At 74.9% G+C, this 20,503-nt stretch carries 16 protein-coding genes; 5 read left to right on the forward strand and 11 right to left on the reverse strand.

The features are described 5' to 3' along the window. Positions 1–60: 60 nt before the first annotated feature. The gene (ilvD, locus tag ACI79S_RS05260) at positions 61–1,785 is read right to left on the reverse strand and encodes a dihydroxy-acid dehydratase (RefSeq protein WP_456592384.1); all 1,725 of its coding nucleotides are present in this window, start codon (positions 1,783–1,785) and stop codon (positions 61–63) included. 63 nt (positions 1,786–1,848) lie between these two features. On the opposite strand from ilvD, the gene ACI79S_RS05265 reads away from it, so the two are divergent. Continuing rightward, entirely contained in the window at positions 1,849–2,235 is a 387-nt protein-coding gene (locus ACI79S_RS05265; RefSeq protein WP_456592385.1) for a PH domain-containing protein, read from the forward strand. On the opposite strand, the gene ACI79S_RS05270 is transcribed toward ACI79S_RS05265, so the two are convergent. Beyond that, positions 2,229–3,173, reverse strand: a complete 945-nt coding sequence (locus ACI79S_RS05270) for a 2-hydroxyacid dehydrogenase (RefSeq protein WP_456592386.1) — start codon at positions 3,171–3,173, stop codon at positions 2,229–2,231. The genes ACI79S_RS05265 and ACI79S_RS05270 overlap by 7 nt on opposite strands. A 73-nt stretch (positions 3,174–3,246) precedes the next feature. On the opposite strand from ACI79S_RS05270, the gene ACI79S_RS05275 reads away from it, so the two are divergent. Beyond that, the gene (locus ACI79S_RS05275) at positions 3,247–4,377 is read left to right on the forward strand and encodes a PQQ-dependent sugar dehydrogenase (RefSeq protein WP_456592387.1); all 1,131 of its coding nucleotides are present in this window, start codon (positions 3,247–3,249) and stop codon (positions 4,375–4,377) included. Between the two features lie 144 nt (positions 4,378–4,521). Here the strand turns inward: ACI79S_RS05275 and gatB are convergent, their stop codons facing one another. From gatB to gatC, 4 genes are read right to left on the reverse strand one after another with little or no spacing between them, the layout of a single operon-like run. Then, positions 4,522–6,015 (reverse strand): Asp-tRNA(Asn)/Glu-tRNA(Gln) amidotransferase subunit GatB, encoded by a 1,494-nt coding sequence (gene gatB / locus ACI79S_RS05280; protein ID WP_456592388.1) that lies wholly within the window; start codon positions 6,013–6,015, stop codon positions 4,522–4,524. After that, positions 6,012–6,206 carry a hypothetical protein gene (locus tag ACI79S_RS05285; RefSeq protein ID WP_456592389.1) on the reverse strand — a complete coding sequence of 65 codons (195 nt, stop codon included), beginning with the start codon at positions 6,204–6,206 and terminating at the stop codon, positions 6,012–6,014. Before ACI79S_RS05285 ends, gatB begins: the two co-directional genes overlap by 4 nt. Beyond that, positions 6,203–7,711 (reverse strand): Asp-tRNA(Asn)/Glu-tRNA(Gln) amidotransferase subunit GatA, encoded by a 1,509-nt coding sequence (gene gatA, locus ACI79S_RS05290; RefSeq protein WP_456592390.1) that lies wholly within the window; start codon positions 7,709–7,711, stop codon positions 6,203–6,205. The genes ACI79S_RS05285 and gatA overlap by 4 nt, the downstream gene beginning before the upstream one ends. Further along, entirely contained in the window at positions 7,708–8,025 is a 318-nt protein-coding gene (gatC, locus tag ACI79S_RS05295; protein ID WP_456588867.1) for an Asp-tRNA(Asn)/Glu-tRNA(Gln) amidotransferase subunit GatC, read from the reverse strand. Before gatC ends, gatA begins: the two co-directional genes overlap by 4 nt. A gap of 220 nt (positions 8,026–8,245) precedes the next feature. On the opposite strand from gatC, the gene ACI79S_RS05300 reads away from it, so the two are divergent. From ACI79S_RS05300 to ACI79S_RS05310, 3 genes are all read left to right on the forward strand, one after another. Continuing rightward, positions 8,246–8,920, forward strand: a complete 675-nt coding sequence (locus ACI79S_RS05300) for an ACT domain-containing protein (RefSeq protein ID WP_456592391.1) — start codon at positions 8,246–8,248, stop codon at positions 8,918–8,920. Positions 8,921–9,167: 247 nt separating this feature from the next. Beyond that, complete coding sequence (locus ACI79S_RS05305; protein ID WP_456592392.1) at positions 9,168–11,243, forward strand: DUF222 domain-containing protein; 2,076 nt, start codon at positions 9,168–9,170, stop codon at positions 11,241–11,243. A gap of 46 nt (positions 11,244–11,289) precedes the next feature. Continuing rightward, positions 11,290–11,709 carry a PaaI family thioesterase gene (locus ACI79S_RS05310; protein ID WP_456592393.1) on the forward strand — a complete coding sequence of 140 codons (420 nt, stop codon included), beginning with the start codon at positions 11,290–11,292 and terminating at the stop codon, positions 11,707–11,709. On the opposite strand, the gene ligA is transcribed toward ACI79S_RS05310, so the two are convergent. The 5 genes from ligA to mnmA form a co-directional block, all read right to left on the reverse strand. Continuing rightward, positions 11,710–13,848 (reverse strand): NAD-dependent DNA ligase LigA, encoded by a 2,139-nt coding sequence (ligA, locus tag ACI79S_RS05315; protein ID WP_456592394.1) that lies wholly within the window; start codon positions 13,846–13,848, stop codon positions 11,710–11,712. An 87-nt stretch (positions 13,849–13,935) separates the two neighbouring features. Beyond that, a complete protein-coding gene (locus ACI79S_RS05320) occupies positions 13,936–14,946 on the reverse strand; it encodes a methionine synthase (protein WP_456592395.1) in 1,011 nt (336 codons plus the stop codon). A 50-nt stretch (positions 14,947–14,996) separates the two neighbouring features. Further along, positions 14,997–16,835, reverse strand: coding sequence for a bifunctional metallophosphatase/5'-nucleotidase (locus ACI79S_RS05325; RefSeq protein ID WP_456592396.1), 1,839 nt, complete (start codon positions 16,833–16,835; stop codon positions 14,997–14,999). Between the two features lie 176 nt (positions 16,836–17,011). After that, the gene (locus ACI79S_RS05330; protein ID WP_456592397.1) at positions 17,012–19,261 is read right to left on the reverse strand and encodes a 5'-nucleotidase C-terminal domain-containing protein; all 2,250 of its coding nucleotides are present in this window, start codon (positions 19,259–19,261) and stop codon (positions 17,012–17,014) included. A gap of 131 nt (positions 19,262–19,392) precedes the next feature. Continuing rightward, on the reverse strand, positions 19,393–20,502 hold the full coding sequence (gene mnmA / locus ACI79S_RS05335; protein ID WP_456592398.1) for a tRNA 2-thiouridine(34) synthase MnmA: 1,110 nt from the start codon (positions 20,500–20,502) through the stop codon (positions 19,393–19,395). Between the last annotated feature and the right edge of the window lies 1 nt (position 20,503).

Genomic DNA, 20,503 nt, shown 5'->3' on the forward strand with positions numbered 1-20,503 from the left:
GGTCGGCAACGACCCCGGGACGGTGGACCCGCCACCGTCCCGGGTTCACCCCAAGGGGGGTCAGCCGCAGATGGCGCCCTGGGCCGCCGAGCCGACCAGCTTGGCGTACTTGCCGAGGACGCCGGTGGTGTAGCGCGGCGGCAGCGGCGCCCAGCCCTCGGCCCGGCGGGCCAGCTCGTCGTCGTCGACCAGCAGGTCGAGCGTGCGGGTCGTCAGGTCCAGCCGGATCCGGTCACCGTCGCGCACGAAGGCGATCGGGCCGCCGTCGGTCGCCTCCGGGGCGACGTGGCCGATGCACAGGCCGGTGGTCCCGCCGGAGAACCGGCCGTCGGTGAGCAGGAGGACGTCCTTGCCCAGCCCTGCCCCCTTGATCGCGCCGGTGACGGCGAGCATCTCCCGCATGCCCGGCCCGCCCCGAGGGCCCTCGTACCGGATGACGACGACGTCCCCGGCCTGCAGCGTGCCCTCGGTGACGGCGTCCATGGCCCCCTGCTCGCCGTCGAAGACCCGGGCGGTGCCCTCGAACACGTCCGCGTCGAAGCCGGCCGACTTCACGACCGCGCCCTCGGGGGCCAGCGAACCGCGGAGCACCGAGAGCCCACCGGTCGCATGGATCGGGTCGTCCATCGCGTGGATGATCGCGCCGTCGGGGTCCGGCGGGGCGATGTCGGCCAGGTTCTCGGCCATCGTCTTCCCGGTGACCGTGAGCACGTCGCCGTGCAGCAGACCGGCGTCCAAGAGGGCGCGCAGGACCACCGGAACCCCGCCGACGCGGTCGACGTCTGTCATGACGAACCGGCCGAAGGGCTTGACGTCGGCCAGGAGCGGGGTGCGGTCGCCGATCCGGTTGAAGTCCTCGAGCTCGAGGTCCACCTGCGCCTCGTGCGCGATCGCCATGAGGTGCAGGACGGCGTTGGTCGAGCCGCCGAGCGCCATGACGACGGTGATGGCGTTCTCGAACGCCTTCTTCGTCATGATCTGGCGCGCGGTGATGCCCTTGCGCAGCAGGTTGACCACCGCTTCACCGGAGGCGACCGCGTACGCGTCGCGCCGGTTGTCGGGGGCCGGCGGGGCGGCGCTGCCGGGCAGGGCCATGCCCAGGGCCTCGGCGACGCTGGCCATCGTGTTGGCGGTGTACATGCCACCGCAGGAGCCCATGCCCGGGCAGGCGGCCTTCTCGATCGCGTCCAGCTCGTCCTGGGTGATCAGCCCGCGGGCGCAGGCACCGACGCCCTCGAAGACGTCGATGATCGTGAGGTCCCGGTCGCCCAGCTTGCCGGGCATCGTCGATCCCGAGTACAGGAACACGCTGGCCAGGTCGAGCCGCGCCGCGGCCATGAGCATGCCCGGCAGGGACTTGTCGCAGCCGGCCAGCAGCACCGAGCCGTCCAGCCGCTCGGCGAACATGACGGTCTCGACCGAGTCGGCGATGACCTCGCGGGACACCAGCGAGGCGCGCATCCCCTCGTGCCCCATGGAGATGCCGTCGGAGACCGAGATGGTGCCGAACTCCAGCGGGAAGCCGCCGGCGGCGTGCACCCCCTCCTTGGCCCGCTTGGCCAGCCGGTCCAGCGACAGGTTGCACGGGGTGATCTCGTTCCAGGAGGACGCGACGCCGATCTGCGGCTTGGCGAAGTCGTCGTCCCCCATGCCGACCGCACGCAGCATCGCGCGCGCCGGGGCCTTCGCCAGCCCGTCGGTCACCTCGTAGCTGCGGGGCTTGAGCGGGCTGTGCGTCGCACTCGCCGGCTCGTTTCCAGGGATGAGGTCCTCGCCGATCGTCACGAGCGGCGATGGTAGGCCCGTCGCCGGACCGACCGGGGGGCGCGGGTGGGAGGATCGCCGTCCGTGACCCCTCCCGCCCGCTTCCGGATGAACCGGAGCGCGCTGCTGCCCGTGATCCTGCTCGCCCTCGGCATCCTCCCCACCGCCCTCGTCAGCGGGTGGACCCTCCTGCTGCTGCTGGTCCCGGTGGTCGTGGCCGCCTGGGTCCTGCGGAGCGGGGTCGACGTCGACGACCGCGGCATCACCGCCCGCTCGTTCGTGGGGTCCCGGACCGTGACCTGGCCCGAGCTGGCGGGCGTCCGTCTCGGCCGGCGCGGCGAGCTGTGGCTGGTGACGACGAGGTCGACCGAGGTGCGGCTGCCGGTGCTGCGGGTGCGTGACCTGCCGCGCCTGGCCGCCGCCTCGGGCGGCCGCCTCGACGATCCTTCCGCCCGCCCCGTGGGTCAGTAGTCGCCGACGACGTTGGCCAGCGGCCGGCCGGCGAGGATCCGGCCGATCTGCTCGGTGACCGCCGCCGTGGCCCGCTCACGGGTCGCCGGCACCTCCCCGCCGACGTGCGGGGTGAGCAGCAGGTTGGCCGCACCCCACAGCGGGTGGCCCTCCGGGAGCGGCTCGGGATCGGTGACGTCGAGGGCCGCGCGCAGCCGCCCGGAGGAGAGCTCGGCCAGCAGGGCCCCGGTGTCCACGACCGGACCGCGGGCGGCGTTCACCAGCAGGGCGCCGTCGGGCATGGCGGCCAGGAAACGTGCGTCGACCAGCCCGGTGGTCTCCGGGGTCAGGGGCACGAGCAGCACGACGACGTCCGCCTCGGGCAGCAGCTCCGGCAGCTCCGCCACCGTGCGCACGCCCTCGCGCGGGCGGCGCGCCACGTAGGTCAGGTGCACGTCGAAGCCCGCGAGCATCCGGCCCACCGTGACCGCGATGTCACCGGCGCCGACGACCAGCACCCGCGCGCCCACCAGTGACCGGCGCGTGGCGAACGACCACCGCCCGGCGGCCTGCTCGCGGACGAAGAACGGCAGCCCGCGCTGGGCGGCGAGCGTCGCCGCCACGACCCACTCGGCGGTCGCCGGGGTGTGCGCGCCCCGGGCGTTGCACAGCACGACGCCCTCGGGCACCCGCCCGGCGAACCCCTCCGCCCCGGCGCTGGTCAGCTGCACCAGCCGCAGTCGCGGCAGCGCGTCGAGGAAGCCCTCCGGCGGCGGGGCGGAGCCACCGCCGGCCACCCAGACCTGGGCCTGCGCGGGCTCACCGCGGGGAGGGCCGTCCGCCGGCGTCACCCGGTGCGCCCGCACCCGCGGCGACAGCGCCTCCACCACCTCGGCCAGGCGCCGCGAGGGCACCAGCACGTGCAGGGTCTCGTCGGCCGTCAGCTCCAGCGTCGTCACCGCCTCACGCTAGCCAGCGCCGGGCCCACGCGTGCACGCCGACGGCGCGTCCACCGCACGTACCCTGGGCCGGGTGAGACCGACGAGGGCGCGGCGCGCGCCGGGGGTGGTCACCGCCCTCCTCGCCGGAGCGCTGCTGGCCGGCTGCGGCGGGGGTGGCTACGAGCCCGCCGGCCCGTTCCGGCCGCTCCCGGAGGGCGCCCCGCCCCAGGTGGGTCCGCCGCCGGCGACCCTGCCGCCGCCCGCGGACCCCGCCCAGCCGGGCTCGGGCGAGGAGGCCGGCGACCCCAACGTGGTCGCCACCGGGCTCAGCGTGCCCACAGGTCTGGTGCTGCTGCCCGACGGGTCGGCGATCGTCGGCGAGCGGGACACCGGCCGTCTGCTGCAGGTCTTCCCCGACCGGTCGCCGGCGCGGGAGCTCATGACCGTGCCGGAGCTGGACACCAGCGGCGACGGCGGGCTCCTGGGCCTCGCCCTCTCCCCCACCTTCGCGGAGGACGGGCTGCTGTTCGCCTACGTCACCACCGCGACCGACAACCGCGTCGTCCGGTTCCCCATCGGGGGGACGCCGAACCCGGTGCTGACCGGCATCCCGCGCGGCGAGACGGGCAACGGCGGCGGCCTGCTCACCGGAGCCGACGGCCACCTCTACGTCGGCACCGGGGACGCCGGGGACCCGGCGCTCGCCGCCGACCCGGGCTCGCTGGCCGGCAAGGTGCTGCGCATCGACGTCTTCGGCCGGGCGGTCGGTGGGAGCAGCCCGGTGCACAGCAGGGGCTACCGCGACGTGACGGCGCTCTGCCAGGACCAGGAGCGGCTCTACGCCACCGACGAGTCCCGTCAGGGCCCCGACGAGGTCGACGTCGTCCAGGAAGGGGCGGACGGCGCACCGCTGCTGACGGTGCCGGCCGACGAGGGTGGCCTCGGCGGCTGCGCAGTGGCCAACGGAACGGTGTTCCTGGGCGCGCTCGACGGGCAGCGGGTGCACGTGATCACGCTCGACGAGGACGGCGTCCCGGTCGAGGGGGCCGCCGACGAGGTGCTCGGCGACCGCTACGGCCGGCTGCGCACCGTCGTCCTCGACCCCGAGGGCGCGCTCTGGGTGACGACGTCCAACCGCGACGGTCTCGGTGCCCCGGCCGACGACGACGACAAGGTGCTGCGGATCCGTCCCCCCGGCGGCCAGCCGAACTCCCCGCTGTGACACCGCGGTCCGCCGGACCGCACCGCTGTGACACCGCGGTCCTCCGGACCGCACCGCGGCCAGGAGCCGTCCCCCTGCTGACCTGAGCCGGATCCGTCGTCCCCGCCGGGAGCCCTCCGGGCCCCGCGCCGGGGACGACCCCGCTCAGGTCAGGCGCTCCTCCAGCATGCGCTTCACCGTGGCGGCATCGGCCTTGCCGCGCGTGGTCTTCATGACCGCGCCCACCAGCGCCCCGATCGCCTGCACCTTGCCGCCGCGCACCTTGTCGGCGACGTCGGGGTTGCCCTCGATGGCGGCCTCCACCGCGGCGACCAGCTCGTCGGACTCCCCCATCACCGCGAGGCCGCGGGACTCCACGACCGCCGCCGGACCACCCTCACCGGCCAGCACGCCGTCCAGCGCCTGGCGGGCCAGCTGGTCGTTGACCGTCCCGGCCTGGACCAGCCCCGCCAGCTCCGCCACCTGGCGCGGCGTGACCGGTAGCTCCGCCAGCTCGACACCGGCGTCGTTGGCCCGGCGGGCCAGCTCGCCCAGCCACCACTTGCGGGCGTCGGCCGGCGAGGCACCGGCCGTGACCGTCTCGGCGACCAGGTCGACGGCGCCCGCGTTGGCGATCCACGCCATCTCGGTGGCCGACAGGCCCCACTCCTCCTGCAGCCGGGTGCGGCGGGCGGCGGGGAGCTCGGGCAGCGCGGCGCGCAGGCCCTCGATCCACTCCTCGTCCGGGGCGAGCGGCACGAGGTCGGGCTCGGGGAAGTACCGGTAGTCGGTGGCCTCCTCCTTGCTGCGGCCCTCCGAGGTGCTGCCGGTGTCCTCGTGGAAGTGCCGGGTCTCCTGCACGATGCGCTCGCCGACGTCGAGGACTGCGGCCTGGCGGCGCATCTCGTAGCGGACGGCCCGCTCGACCGAGCGCAGCGAGTTCACGTTCTTGGTCTCGGTGCGGGTGCCCCACTCGAGGCTGCCGATCGGCGCGAGCGAGGTGTTGACGTCGCAGCGCAGGTTGCCCTGCTCCATGCGCACCTCGGAGACGCCGAGGGTCAGCAGGATCGCGCGCAGCTCGGTGACGTAGGCCCGGGCCACCTCGGGGGCCTTGGCGCCGGTCCCCGGGATCGGGCGGGTGACGATCTCAACCAGCGGGATGCCGGCGCGGTTGTAGTCGACCAGCGAGTGGTCGGCCCCGTGGATGCGCCCGGTGGCGCCACCGACGTGCAGGTTCTTGCCGGTGTCCTCCTCGATGTGGACGCGCTCGATCTCGACGCGGTAGGTCTCGCCGTCGACCTCGACGTCCAGGTGACCGGCCGTGCACAGCGGCTCGTCGTACTGGCTGGTCTGGAAGCCCTTGGGGATGTCCGGGTAGAAGTAGTTCTTCCGGGCGAAGCGCGACCACGAGGCGATCCGGCAGCCCAGGGCCAGCCCGATGCGGATGGTGGACTCGATGGCGGCGGCGTTGACCACCGGCAGCGAGCCGGGCAGGCCCAGGCAGACCGGGCAGGTCTGCGTGTTGGGCTCGGCGCCGAACGTGGTGGAGCAGCCGCAGAACATCTTCGACGCGGTGCCCAGCTCGACGTGGGTCTCCAGACCAATGACCGGCTCGTAGCGGGTCAGGACCTCGTCGAAGCCGACCAGGGTGTCGCTCATGAGGGGTTGTCCTCCTTCGGGGCGGCCGGACCCGGCTGCTGGCGGCCGGTCACCACGGCGCCGACGGCGGTCAGCACGCCGAGCACCAGGAAGACGGCGAAGACGGCACGGCCGGTGACGGCCCAGCCGACGATCCCGGCGAGGACGACGAAGGCGGTGAGGGCCCAGGCGGCCTTGAGCGGGCCGTTCACGCCGCACCGCCGATCGCGTCCAGCAGCGCGTGGCCGCGGGCCGCGTCCTGCGCGGTCTCCAGCGCGGCCGCCACCCGGTAGCAGCGGTCGTCGGCCAGGGCAGGCGCCATCACCTGGAACCCGACCGGCAGGCCCTCGGAGAGCCCGCACGGCACCGAGATGGCCGGGATGCCCGCGAGGCTGGCCGGCAGCGTGCACAGGTCGGCGGCGTACATGGCGATCGGGTCGTCCACCCGATCGCCCAGCGACCACGCGACGGTGGGGCTGGTCGGGCTGACCAGCACGTCGACGTCGTCCCACGCGGTGGTGAAGTCCCGCGTGATCAGGGTGCGCACCTTCTGGGCCTGCCCGTAGTAGGCGTCGTAGTAGCCGGCCGACAGCGCGTAGGTGCCGAGGATGATCCGGCGCTTCACCTCGGGGCCGAAGCCCTGCTCACGGGTCAGCGCCATGACCTCGTCGAGGTCGCGGCTGCCGTCGTCGCCGACCCGCAGGCCGTACCGGACGCCGTCGAAGCGGGCCAGGTTGGACGACGCCTCGCTCGGCGCGATCAGGTAGTACGCCGGCAGGGCGAGGTCGAACGCCGGGCAGGAGACCTGCCGGACCTCCGCGCCCATGCTCTCCAGCAGGGCCACCGCCTCCGCGACGCGTGCCAGCACCCCGGGCTCGTAGCCGTCGGTGTGCCCCTCCCCGCCGAGCTCGGTGACGACGCCGACGCGCAGGCCGGCCAGGTCGCCCTCGGCGCCGCGGCGCGCCGCCTCGGCGAGCACGGGCACCGGTGCGTCGATGCTCGTGGAGTCCAGCGGGTCGTGCCCGGCGATGGCCTCGTGCAGCAGCGCGGCGTCCAGCACCGTCCGCGTCATGGGGCCGGCCTGGTCGAGGCTGGAGGAGAACGCGATCAGCCCGTAGCGGGAGACCGACCCGTAGGTGGGCTTGTGGCCGACCAGCCCGGTGACGGCGGCCGGCTGGCGGATGGACCCGCCGGTGTCGGTGCCGATGGCCCACGGGGCCAGCCCCGCGGCGACCGCGGCAGAGGAGCCACCCGAGGAGCCACCCGGGACGCGGTCGGTGTCCCACGGGTTGCGGGTGAGCTGGTAGGCGGAGTTCTCGGTCGACGAGCCCATCGCGAACTCGTCCATGTTGGTCTTGCCGAGCAGCACGGTGCCGGCGGCCTTGAGCCGTGCCGCGAGCGTCGCGTCGTAGGGCGGCCGCCAGCCCTCGAGGATCTTGGAGCCGCTGGTGGTGGGCACCCCTTCGGTGACGACGACGTCCTTGAGGGCCAGGGGCACGCCGGCCAGCGGCCCGAGCTCGGCGCCGGCGGCGCGGGCGGCGTCGACCTGGCCGGCGGCCTGCAGCGCGGCCTCGGCGTCGACGTGCAGGTAGGCGCCGATCGCGGCGTCCTGGCCGCTGATCCGCTCGAGGTACGCGCGCGTCACCTCGACCGAGCTCACCTCGCCGGCCTGGAGCGCCTCGCTGAGGGCTGCGGCGCTGGTCGTCGTGATGTTCACGCCTCCTCCCCGAGGATCCGCGGGACCCGGAAGCGGTCGTCCTCCGCGGCGGGGGCACCGGCGAGGACGACGTCGCGGGGCAGGCTGGGCCGGGCGGCGTCGGGGCGCATGACGTTGGTCATGGGCACGGCGTGCGTGGTCGGGGCGACCTCGGCGACGTCGGCCTTGCCGACCTGGGCCACGGCGTCCAGCACGGCGGCGAGCTGGCCGGCGAAGAGGTCCAGCTCCTCGTCGCTCACCGCGAGCCGGGACAGGTGCGCCAGGTGGGCCACCTCGTCACGGGTCAGTCGACCCTTCGGGGAGGGGGTGCTCATGCTGCGGCGGAACTCCACTTCGGCGGTGCCCGGCGGCCCGCTCTCGGCCCGGGGCGTGACCGGGCCACTCTACGTGGGGGCCCTCGGAGGCCGGTCAGCGTGAGAGGCTCACCCCGATCGCGATCGACGGAGATCGAACAAGGACCCCCTTCTCCCCACCGCTCGCAGGCTCGCGGCGGGCCCCGGAAGGGGGCCATGGGGCCCATGACCCGGAGGAACCGTGTCCTATCTCCTGCGCCTCGTGCTGCCCGACCGTCCCGGCATCCTCGGTGCAGTGGCGACCGCGCTGGGCACCGCGGGCATCGACATCGTCTCGCTGGACGTGCTCGAGCGGGGCAACGGCATCGCGGTCGACGACGTCGTCGTGGACCTGCCGGGCGACCGGTTGCCCGACAGCCTCATCACCGTGGCGCAGGCGGTCGAGGGCGTGCGGGTGGAGTCGCTGCGCCCGTTCGCCGGGCCGCTGGACACCCACCGCGAACTGGACCTGCTGGATGCGCTCACCCGCGGCGATCGCCCGCCGACCGAGCTGCTGACCGCGTCGTTGCCGCGGGTGTTCCACAGCGGCTGGGCGGTGATCCTCGACGACTCGGGGCAACCGGCCCCGCTGGCCGAGGGTGCGGTGCTCGCGGCCTCGGATGCGGCGCCGGCCTTTCCCGGCCTCACCCTGCCGTGGCTGCCGCTGGACGGCCCGCGACTGCTGCCCAGCGACGGGCCCTGGCTGCCCGAGCGCTGGCAGGAGATGGCCATCGAGATGATGGCCGTGCCCTACGGCGCCGGTCGGGCCATCGTGCTCGGCCGCTCCGGCGGCCCCGCCTTCCGCCGGTCGGAACTGCTCCGCCTGGCCCACTTCACCGGGATCGCGACGACGGTGGCCCACCTGCCGCCCACCTGACATCGCTCTTCCCACCACCTCCTCCAGAGCCCGGGTCCGACCCCTTGCCGCGTGCACACTGACGCCGCCCCCAGCCCGCTGACCTGCGGAGATGAGTTCCCACGCCTTGCGGCGACTCGTCCTCGAACATATGATCGAACACATGGTGGAGAGTGCGACGCGGATGGCTGCGGAGTCCGCAGCCGTCGGCGACCGCGCTGCGTCGGTCGCACCACCGGCCGGATGGGCCACCGGTCCGCTGGGTGCTGTGCAGGCAGCGGACCGGGAGATCGCCCGCCAGACCGCACTGCGCGCCCGGGCGATCGCCGAGTTCGCCGCCACCCGTCCGGCCTCGGCCGATCGTCCGGCGGGCCAGCCGGGGGCCATGAGCGAGGAGCGCCGAGCCGCCCGGGCGGAGGTGCTGGCCGATGTCAGCGAGTGGGCGGCGCAGGAGCTGGTGGTGGCCCTGTCGATCTCCACCCAGGCGGCCGAGCAGCTGCTGACGCGATCGCTGACGCTGGTGCACCGGCTCCCGGCGACGTTGGCCGCGCTGGAGCGCGGGGAACTCCACCCGGGGCACCTCTGGCCGATGCTCGAGCGGGTCGCGCCGATCGCCGACGCGGCGAAGCGAGCCGCCGTGGAGCGCGAGCTGCTCCGGTGGATGGCCGGCCGGGTGACCACACCGGCGCAGCTCGGCGCCAAGGCGCGCCGGCTCGGCCTGGCCCGGGATGCAGGCGACGAAGCGGCCCGGCTCGCCGCGTCCCTGCGCGAGCGAGGCGTCTCCGTCCGACCCGATCGGCGCGAGGGCATGGCGATGCTCGGCGCCCTGCTCACGGTGCCCGAGGCGCAGGCGCTGCTGGATGCGCTGGGCCGGTACGCCGACGTCCTTGACGGCCCGGACGATCGCAGGACGCGCGGTCAGAAGATGGCCGACTGCCTGCTCGACCTGGTGCTCCGGCCGGAGGAGAACGACCTCCCCGCCGTTCAGGCGCAGCTGACGGTCGTCGCGGGCGTGCGAGCCCTGCTCGGCGGGGACGCCCTCGGCGAGATCGGTGGTGAGCCGGTGCCCGCCGAGGTGGTGCGTGCCCTCGCCCGCGCCCTGGGCCTGCTGCCCGGGTCGGCGCCGGATCCCTGCGCCGAGGGCGCCACGACGGCCGTGGCCGGCCACTCGCCGACAGGAGATCGCCGGGCCGACAGCCGGCCGGAGGACGTCCACGGCACCGACTCCCGACCCGATGACGTCTGCCCCACCGACGCCTGGCCGCTGGACACCTGGGCCATGGAGTGGCGGGAGGCCGACGAGCGGTGGTGGGCGGAGGTCGAGGCCCGCGCTCTCCGGGGCGAATGGGACGGTGCGGACCACACCCCGGAGAACGAGCTCCTTCGGCGGTGGGCCGAGGAGGCACCCTTCGAGGCCTGGCTCGAAGCAGCCGGGGCGTTCTCCGATCCGGCGCCAGATCCCGACCCTGGAGCGGACGGGTCCCCCGATCCCGACCTCGGACCGCCGGAACCGCTTCGCGGCCCCGATCCCAGCCGTGACCCGGAACGCGACCCCGGCCCGGAGGTCGGACGAAGGACGGGCGACGGCGACGGCGACGGCGACGGCGACGGCGACGGATCCTCTCGCTGGGCCACCGCGCACGGTTCCCTGCAGGCTGCCGCGGGCGCCCTGCTCGGCCTCGACCGGGCGATCGGTCACGCCCGCCGGGTGGTGGCCGACGCCCAGCGCGCCGACCGCGAGGACGAGAGCGCGTGGCTGCGCAGCGCCGCCGGCCGGATCACACGTGCGCCGAGCGATCTCGAGGCCTGCGCCGAGGCCGGGGAGAGCCGCCGGGAGGCCCTGGCCGCGCTGCTCGATGCCAGCGGCGGCGGGGCGCTGGTCGACCGGCCGCGGATCGCGGTGGTCGACGAGCTCACCGGCGCGCTGCTCGCGCTCACCGACGGCCGGGAGCTCCGCCGCCTGGCCCACTGCGGCGACGCCGCCTGCCGCCGCGCGCCGGGCCGGTGCGACCACGACCTGAGCGACCGCCCCGGTCTCGGCCCGCCGCCGGCGAGCGACGGGTACCGCCCCGGCGCCGCACTCGACCGGTTCCTGCGCGCCAGGGATCGCCGCTGCCGCTTTCCGGGCTGCCGTCGCCCTGTCCCCCGGGGCGGTGAGCTGGACCATCACAGGCCCTACCCCGACGGACCGACCAGCGCGACCAACCTCACCGGCTTCTGCACCGGCCACCACCGGGGCAAGCACCAGGCGCCCGGCTGGACCTACGACCTCGCAGCCGACGGCACCCTCACCGTCACCACACCGACCGGCATGGTCGCGACCACCACTCCCCCGCCGTTCTGACCCACGTCACCCCGACGGTCAGCACCCACCCCTACCCTCCGCCGACATGGGCACCGGACCGTTCTGGGACGTCGTCGAAGGCCGCGCCGAGGCACCGCCGGCTGCCCGGTTGCTCGGTTTCCGGCTCGTCGCCGTCGACCCGGAGGCACGCACCATCGAAGTCGTGTTCACGGCCACCGAGCAGTTCCTCAACCCGGTGGGGCACGTGCAGGGCGGGATGCTCGCCGCGATGCTGGACGACACCATGGGACCGGCGCTGGTGGCGACTCTCGGCGAAGGCGAGTGGGCCCCCACCACGGATCTCCACGTGCAGTTCCACCGACCCGCCCTGCCCGGCACGCTCACCGGCCGTGGCCGCGTGGTGCGCCGCGGTGGGGCGATCGCGTTCCTCGCCGGCGAGTTGCTCGATGCCGACGGGCACACCGTCGCCACCGCGATCGCGACGGCGACGGTGCGGAAGGGCTGATCACTCGCTGCTGTCGCCGATGGCCGCCATCTCGCGGGCGGCCTCCGGCCCCTGCTCCAGCAGCACCCGGAAGCCGTCGTCGTCCAGGATCGGCGCCTTCACCTGCACCGCCTTGTCGTACTTGCTGCCCGGATCGGCACCCACGACGACGAAGCCGGTCTTCTTCGACACCGAGCCGGTCACCTTGCCGCCCCGCTCCTGGATCGCCGCGATCGCCTGATCGCGGCTGAAGTCACGCAGCGACCCGGTGACGACCACGGTGACGCCGGTCAGCGGTCCCGGCGGCGCGTCCTCCGCCGCGTCGGCCATGCGCACCCCGGCCTGCCGCCACTTCTCCACGACCTCGCGGTGCCAGTCGACGGCGAACCAGTCGCGCACCGACCTCGCGATCGTGGGCCCGACGCCGTCCGCGGCCGCCAGCTCCTCCTCACTCGCGGCGATGATGCGGTCCATCGACCGGAAGTCGCGGGCCAGCGCCTGGGCGGCGGTGGGGCCCACGTGCCGGATGGAGAGCGCGACGAGCACCCGCCAGAGCGGGACTTCCTTGCGGGTCTGGAGGTTGGTCAGCAGCTTGCGCCCGTTGGCCGACAGGGCTCCGTCCTTCTTCGTGAAGAAGGCGCTGCGGCACAGCGCCTCCTCGTCGAGGAAGAACAGATCGCCCTCGTCCGTGAGCAACCTGCTCTCCAGCAGCGCGACCGCCGCCTCGTAACCGAGGTTCTCGATGTCGAAGGCGCCGCGCCCGGCGACGTGGAAGACCCGTTCCCGCAGCTGCGCCGGGCAGGACCGGGCGTTGGGGCAGCGGATGTCGGCGTCGCCCTCCTTCTCCGGCCGCAGCTCGGTGCCGCACTCGGGGCAGCGGGTCGGCATGACGAACTCGCGCTCGTCGCCGGTCCGGGCCGCGACCACCGGGCCCAGCACCTCGGGGATCACGTCGCCGGCCTTGCGGATGACGACGGTGTCTCCGATCAGCACACCCTTGCGCTTCACCTCGCTGGCGTTGTGCAGGGTGGCCAGCTGCACCGTGGAGCCGGCCACCTTCACCGGCTCCATGAAGGCGAACGGCGTCACCCGGCCGGTGCGCCCGACGTTGACCCGGATGTCCAGGAGCTTCGTCGTCGCCTCCTCCGGCGGGTACTTGAACGCGATCGCCCACCGCGGCGCCCGGGAGGTCGACCCCAGCCGACGCTGCAGCGCCACCTGGTCCACCTTCACCACGACGCCGTCGATCTCGTGCTCCACCGAGTGGCGCTGCTCGCGGTAGCGCTCGATGAAGGCCCACACCCCTTCGAGGTCGGGGACGACCTCGAAGCGGTCGCTCACCGGCAGCCCCAGCGCGCGCAGGCCCTCGTAGGCCGCCGACTGCCGCTCCGGCTCGAACCCCGTCCGGGCACCCAGCCCGTGGACGACCAGCCGCAGCGGGCGGGACGCGGTGACCTTCGGGTCCTTCTGCCGCAGCGAGCCGGCCGCGGCGTTGCGCGGGTTGGCGAACGGCGGCCGCCCCTGCTCCACCATGGCCGCGTTGACGTCGGCGAACGCCGCCACCGGGAAGTAGATCTCGCCGCGGACCTCGAGCAGCTCCGGAACGTCCTCCCCGGTGAGCTGCTGCGGGACGTCGCCCATCGTGCGGACGTTGGCGGTGACGTCCTCCCCGGTCACCCCGTCGCCCCGGGTGGCGGCACGCACCAGGCGCCCCCGCTCGTAGACCAGGTCGACGGCGACCCCGTCGACCTTCAGCTCGCACAGGTAGCTCGCCCCCGCCGCGCCCTCCCGCTCGGCGCGCGCCGCCCAGGCCGACAGCTCGTCGCTGCTGAAGGCGTTGTCCAGGCTCTGCATGCGCTCCAGGTGCTGCACCGGGGCGAAGGTCGCGGTGAAGCCGCCGTTGACCTTCTGGCTGGGCGAGTCCGGGGTGACCAGGGCCGGGTGCGCGGCCTCGATCGCCTTGAGCTCGGCCATCAGCTCGTCGTACTGGCCGTCGCTGATCAGCGGCTCGTCGCGCACGTAGTACGCGAAGGCGTACCGGTCCAGCTCCTCGGAGAGGTCGCGGTGCCGGGTGCGGACGTCGTCCGGGACCTCGGTGAGGTCCTCCCGGTCGGCCACCGGGGTGACGGACGGTTCGACGAGGTCGGCGTCGGTGCTCACGGGCGAACGGTATCCGGCGGGTACGACGGTCAACCGGCGCTCACCCGGCCGGGCGCGGCACCCAGGTCGGCGAGCTGCGCTGAGGAGCTACTCCGGCAGCAGGTACTTCGCGGCCTCGCGCACCTGCCGCATCGCCGCCCGGGCGTAGGACGGCGTCGCCCCCGCGAGTCCGCAGGCGGGGGTGAGCGTCACCGCCTCGGGCAGCCGCTCGGCGGCGAAGCCCAGCTCGCTCCACCACGCCTGCACCCGCGACGCCGTCGCCTTCGGAACCGGCAGCGGGGCGTCGGTGCCCGGGACGACGCCCGGCAGCAGGTGCACCCCGGCGTCGACCGCCTCACCCACCGCGTCGAGGTCCTGGACCAGGCCCAGGTCGAACGAGAGGCCGGCCGCGCCGGCGGCCCGGAACAGGGCGAGCGGCATGCGCGGCGCGCAGCAGTGGACCACCACGGGGCCGGGCAGCGCCCGCAGGACGGCGGCCAGCTCCTGCTCGACCGCGTCGGCGGCGACCGCCGGGAGCTTCCCGAAACCGCTGGCGGTCGGCAGCCCGCCCTGGAGCACCGCGGGGACCGACGGCTCGTCGAGCTGGACCACGATCCGCGCGCCGGGGAGCCGGGCCTGCACGGCCGCCACGTGCGCGGAGAGCCCCTCGGCCAGCGACTGGCCCAGGTCGCGCCGCGCCCCGGGATCGACGACGGCCCGGTCCCCCCGGGTGCGCTCCAGCCCCGCGGCGAGCGTCCACGGCCCCGCGGCCTGCACCTTGAACGGCCCCGTCCAGTCCTCGGCCACGTCGTGCAGCGCGTCGAGGTCCCGGGCGAGGAACTCCTCGGCCCGCTGCTGGTCGATCCCGGGCCGCGGCACCAGCCGCCAGCCCGAGGGCGTGAGGTCGACGGCGAGGTCGACCAGCAGGGCGGCGGTGCGGCCCAGCATGTCGGCCCCGGCGCCCCGGCCGGGTAGCTCGGGGAGGTGGGCGAACCCCGGCAGCTCCCCCACCACGGTGCGCGCCGCCTCGGCAGCGTCGCCGCCGGGCAACGACCCGACGCCGGAGGCGGGGCCCCACGCCCCGGGTGCCGGACGCCCGCTCTCGGTCGATGCAGCCATGCGCACGACGCTAGTCCGCCGGTCGGACGCCCCCCGCGACGGTCGGCGGATCAGCAGGCCGACCGCTCCGCGGTGGCCACCACCTGGGCCGGTGCCGGCGGGTCGACCGGCGACCGGGCGGCGAGGTACTCCACCAGCGCGTCCGACAGGTCCGGCCCGCGGACCGTCCCGACGCCGGTGGTGAAGGCCGTGTACCCGTCGCTGCCCGCCCGCAGGTGCGAGGTCAGCGCGATCCGGTAGCTCCCCTCGGGATCGACCGGCCGGCCGCCGAGCACGAGCGAGCACGGGTCCACGCGGTCACCGGCGGGGCGCTCGGGGTCGTAGGCGTACGCGACACCACCGGAGACCTCGAGCGGGAACGGCCCGAGCCGGCCGTCGTCGGTGAACTGCTGCTCGAGCGCTCGCCGGACCGCCGCCCCGGAGACGGTGACGACGTCGACGGTGTAGGGCAGCGACGCGACGGCGTGGACGTCCCGGCGCCGGACCTCCCCGCTGCCGGCCCCACCCGGCACCACCAGGTCGGCGCGGATGCTCCCGCTGCTGGTGAAGGCCGCGACCGGCGGCGCCCCGGCGACCTCGGCGGTCGCGGCCGCCAGCATCGCGTCGCCGACGAGCACACCCAGCGGGGACGACGGGCCGGGTCCGCGCCGGACGTCCCCGGTCAGCACGGCGACCGGGGTGTCGGCCCCGCTCTCCTCCGCCCGGTTGCTCCAGTGCTCGACGATCCGCGCCACCTCCGGGTCCGGTTCGGCGCGGAGGACCGGCACGACGGACGACGTCAGGGTGCCCCGCCGCACGTCCCCGTCGGCGCCTACGACGAACCGGAGGTCGACGACGGCCGTCCCGTGGGCGCCCCCCTGCACGACGGGGCGCGGGGCGCCGGCGGGGTCGGGGAGCCGGCAGTCGTAGGAACCGTGGGTGTGGGCGCTGATGACGACGTCCACCGCCGGGGTCACCGCCGCGTTGATCTCCTCGACGGCCGTACCGCCCAGGTCACCGGCGCACTCGTCGTAGGCCCCCTGCTGCGCCCCACCCTCGTGGACCAGCAGCACGATCGCCTCCACGCCGCGGTCCTGGAGCTCCCCGGCGTAGCGGTTCACCGCCTCCGCCTCGTCGCCGAACTCGTAGCCGGCGATCCGGGAGGGCAGCACCATCTGGGGCGTGTCGGCGGTGACGACCCCCACGATGCCGATCTCGACACCGCCGGAGGTCTGCACCACGGCGTAGGGCGGCAGGATCGGCTCGCCGGTCCGCTGGTCGACGACGTTGGCCGCCAGGTAGCCGAACTCCGCGCCGCGGAAGGAGCGCCCGGTGCTGTCGGCGAAGCACCCCGTCTCCTCGACCTCGACCCCCGCGCACGCCTCCACGTCGTCGGAGAACTGGCCGTCGCTGGCGGACGAGAGCCGCAGCAGCTCTCGCACCCCGCGGTCGAACTCGTGGTTGCCGACCGCGGTGAAGTCCAGCCCGAGCTGGTCGAGCACCTCGATGGCGGGCTCGTCGCGGAACGCACCGGGGGCGAACGGCGAGGCACCGACCAGGTCGCCGGCCCCGAGCGTGAGCGAGTCCTGCGGGTCCCCGCCGAAGTCGGCCCGCCGGTCCGCCAGCGTCCGGGCCAGGTGCGCCGCGCCACCGACGAGCTGGGGACCGTCGTCCTCGGTGCCGGGCCGCCCGTCGGCCCCCGGGCCCGGGGTGCCCGTCTCGAGGGTCCCGGCAACCCCGCGGGGCGGGCGCAGCTGGCCGTGGAAGTCGTTGATCGCCAGCAGCTGCACCGACGTGTCGGCGAGCGGGGCCGGGCTCGCGCTGGTCGCCGCGACGCCGTCGTCCGCCGCAGGCGCCGCGGAGCTCCGGCAGCCCACCAGGAGGAGCAGCGCGAGGGCCAGCAACGGCACGCCCGCACGGCGGCACGGGAGCACGTGACCTCCTCGACGGAGCGGACCTGCCACCAACACGATCACGCTCCCCGGATGCCCGCCAGTCGGGAACCAGCAGGGCGAGCGGCCGGAGGCCGGTCCCCCGTGGTGCGGGGAACCGGCCTCCGGTCTGCGTGCCCGGTCGGGGCGGCGCCTCAGCCGAGCGTGAAGGCGGTGGTCGCCGACTCACCCGAGGTGCCGGTCACCGTCACCGTGTACTCGCCGGCCGGCAGCCTCTTCGGCACGGGGAACCGGATCACCGCGGTGCCCTGCGCGTCGGTCCGGCCCTCGGCCAGACGGCGCCCGTCGGACAGCACCGCGGTCACCTTCTCGCGGGGACCGAAGTCCGCCACTGTCACCGAGACCACGTCGCCGCGGTCCGGGGTGGTCGTGGAGAGGGTGGCCGTGGCGTCGCACGGGCCGGCCACGGCGCTCATGCCGTCGGCGACCGCCGGCGGCTGCGCCGGGGCGTCGGTGCCGCTGAGACCGGTGGCCACCGGCGGGAGGGGGAAGCTGCCCGGCTGGCCGTGGTCGGCCGCCGGCGGGGCGACCGGGCCGGGAGCCGCCTCGAAGTAGGCGACGGCGGTCTCGACGTCGACCGGACCCGTGGCGGGGTCCGTCCCGTTGGTGAAGGCGGTGAAGGAGTCACCGCCGGCGATCAGGAAGGAGTTCGCCGCCACCCGGTAGCCGGCCGCGGGGTCGATGACCTCGGCCGGCTGCGGGCCGGAGCCGTCGGGGTCGAGGGTGATCGACGCCGGGTCGACCCGCTGCCCGTAGGGGTTGGCGGTGTCGAAGCGGTAGGAGAAGCCCTCCGAGGTGCCCAGCCGCAGCGTGCTCGCGCGCGGCTGGTCGGCCTGGAACTGCTGCTCCAGCACCGCGCGGATGTCGGCCCCGGTCAGGGTGATCGCGTTGACCGTGTTGCCGAACGGCTGGACGGTGAACAGCTCGGCGTAGGTGACCTCGCCGGCCTCGATGTCGGCGCGCAGGCCGCCGGGGTTCATGAACGCCAGCACCGGGTCGCCGTAGGCGGGGTCGCCCTGCAGCGCCTCCAGCTGCATCTGCGCCACCAGGTTGCCCAGGCTCGACTCGCCGTCCCGGACGGGTCGGAACACCGGCTGCCCCGTCGTCGGGTCGGTGGTCCAGGTGCCGGCGCGGCGGATGTCCTCGCTGGCGGTGCCGACGACGCGGTCACCCGCCTCGGCGGACCGCTCGTCCCAGTACTCCACGATCGCCGCGATCCCGGCGTCCGGGTTGTCGCGCAGCACCGGGACGTTCGCCGCCCGGTAGTCGCACCCGCGCTGCACGTCACCGGTACGGCCGTCCAGCGTCAGCCGGATGTCGCTGACCATGCGGCCGTAGGAGCCGGCCTGGGTGATCAGCCGCGGCTGGCCGGCGGGGTCGGCCACCAGGCAGGAGTAGCTCGCGTGGCTGTGCGCGCTGACGATCAGGTCGACGGCCGGGGAGACCCGGTCGTTGATGTCGACGACCGGGCCGGTCAGCTCGTCGCAGCCGTTGTAGCCGGCCGCGTCCTCGCCGGTGTTCTCCCCGCCCTCGTGCAGGAGGACGCCGATGGCCTGGACGCCCTGCTTCTGCAGCTCGGGGACCCAGCGGTTGACCGCCTCGGCCTCGTCGCCGAAGTCGACGTCGGCGATGCCGGTCGGGGAGACGATGGTCGGGGTGGTGTCGGTGACCACCCCGATGAGGGCGATCTTCTTGCCACCGGCCACGTCGAAGACCTGGTACGGGGGGAGGATCGGGTCGTCCGTGCCCTTGGCGTAGACGTTGGCCGCCAGGTAGGGGAAGTCGGCGCCGCGGAACGCGTCCCCGGTGCTGTCCTCGAAGCAGCCGGTCACCCCGACCTCGACGCCCTCGCACGCCTCGACGTCGTCGGTGAAGGTGCCGTCGGTGGCCGCCGAGATGCGGCGCAGCTCGTCGGTGCCACGGTCGAACTCGTGGTTGCCCACGACCGAGACGTCCAGGCCCAGGGCGTTGAAGACCTCGATCGTCGGCTCGTCCTGGAAGACGCTGGAGTCGAACGGCGAGGCACCGATCAGGTCGCCGGTGCTGACGAAGAGGGACGAGTCGTCGTCACCGCCGGACTGCACGAAGGCGGCCCGGGTCTCCTCGACGGTGCTCGCCAGGCTCGCGGCGCCGCCGACCAGGACGGTGCCGTCGTCGGCGGTGCCGGTGACGCCGTCGGGGCCGGGGCCCTCACCGGTGACCAACGTCGCGTCGCTGCCCGTGGTGTCGGAGATCCGGCCGTGGAAGTCGTTGATCGCGAGGAGCTGGACCGGGACGTCGGCGTAGCGGTCCGGGGCGGGGGCGGCCGAGGCCGCGGCCGGCAGGCCCACCACCACGGCCGACGCCGCCAGGGTGGCGGTCAGGGAGACGCGCGTTCTGCGCACGGGAGGTCCTCCAGAAGGGCGTGCGGGACCAGGCCGCCGGGAGGGACGGCCTGCGGGTGCGGTGCACGGGGTCGAGTTGCGCGCTCGCGATCGGGGAGACGGTTCGCGAGAAAGCTAGCGGGCGGCCCGACTCATGCCAAGGCCCCGTGACGAACCGTTCCCCCGAGTTCACCGGTGGTTCGGATCGCGGCCTGCCCGAGCACCCGGTCACCGCGCTCGGCGTCGGGCTCGTAGAGCACCGCGGACTGCCCGGCGGCCACCCCGCGCTGCTCGTCGTCGAGCCGGATCCGCAGCCCGCCGGCATCGTCGGCGGTCACGGCGCAGGGCACGGGCGTCCCGTGCGCCCGCAGCTGCACCTCCGCCCGGAACGGCAGCACCGGCGGCTCCCCGGTCCACGTCGGGACGCCGGTGACGACGAGCTCCACACCGGCGAGGTCGGCGGTGCCGATGGTCACCGTCCGGGTCACCGGCTCGATGCCCAGCACGTAGCGCGGACGCGAGTCACCGGCGCTGACCCCGAGGCCGCGCCGCTGGCCGACGGTGAAGCCGTAGGTGCCGTCGTGCTCGCCGACGGTCGCCCCGGTGGCGGCGTCGACCACCGGCCCGGGGCGGCTGCCCAGCCGGCGGGCGAGGAACCCGCGGGTGTCGCCGTCCGGGATGAAGCAGATGTCGTGCGAATCGGCCTTGGTGGCGACGGCGAAGCCCCGGTCCGCCGCGATCTCCCGCACGCGGTCCTTCGTCATGCCTCCGAGCGGGAACATCGCCGCGGCCAGCTGCTCCGCGGTCAGCACGCCCAGCACGTAGGACTGGTCCTTCGCGGCGTCGACCGACCGGCGCAGCTCGCCGTCGACCAGCCGCGCGTGGTGGCCGGTGACGACGGCGTCGAAGCCGAGCGCCCGCGCCCGGTCCAGGACGGCGGAGAACTTGATCTTCTCGTTGCAGCGCAGGCAGGGGTTCGGCGTGCGACCGGCCGCGTACTCGGCCACGAAGTCCTCGACCACGTCCTCGGTGAACCGATCGGCCATGTCCCAGACGTAGAACGGGATGCCGAGCTCGTCGGCGACCCGCCGGGCGTCGTGGGAGTCCTCGACGCTGCAGCACCCGCGCGCCCCGCTGCGCAGCGTCTGCCGGTCCGGGGAGAGCGCCAGGTGCACCCCGGTGACGTCGTGGCCGGCGTCGACGGCGAGCGCCGCGGCCACGGCGGAGTCCACTCCCCCGCTCATCGCGGCCAGGACCCGCACG

This window comes from Blastococcus sp. SYSU DS1024, from assembly GCF_054050795.1.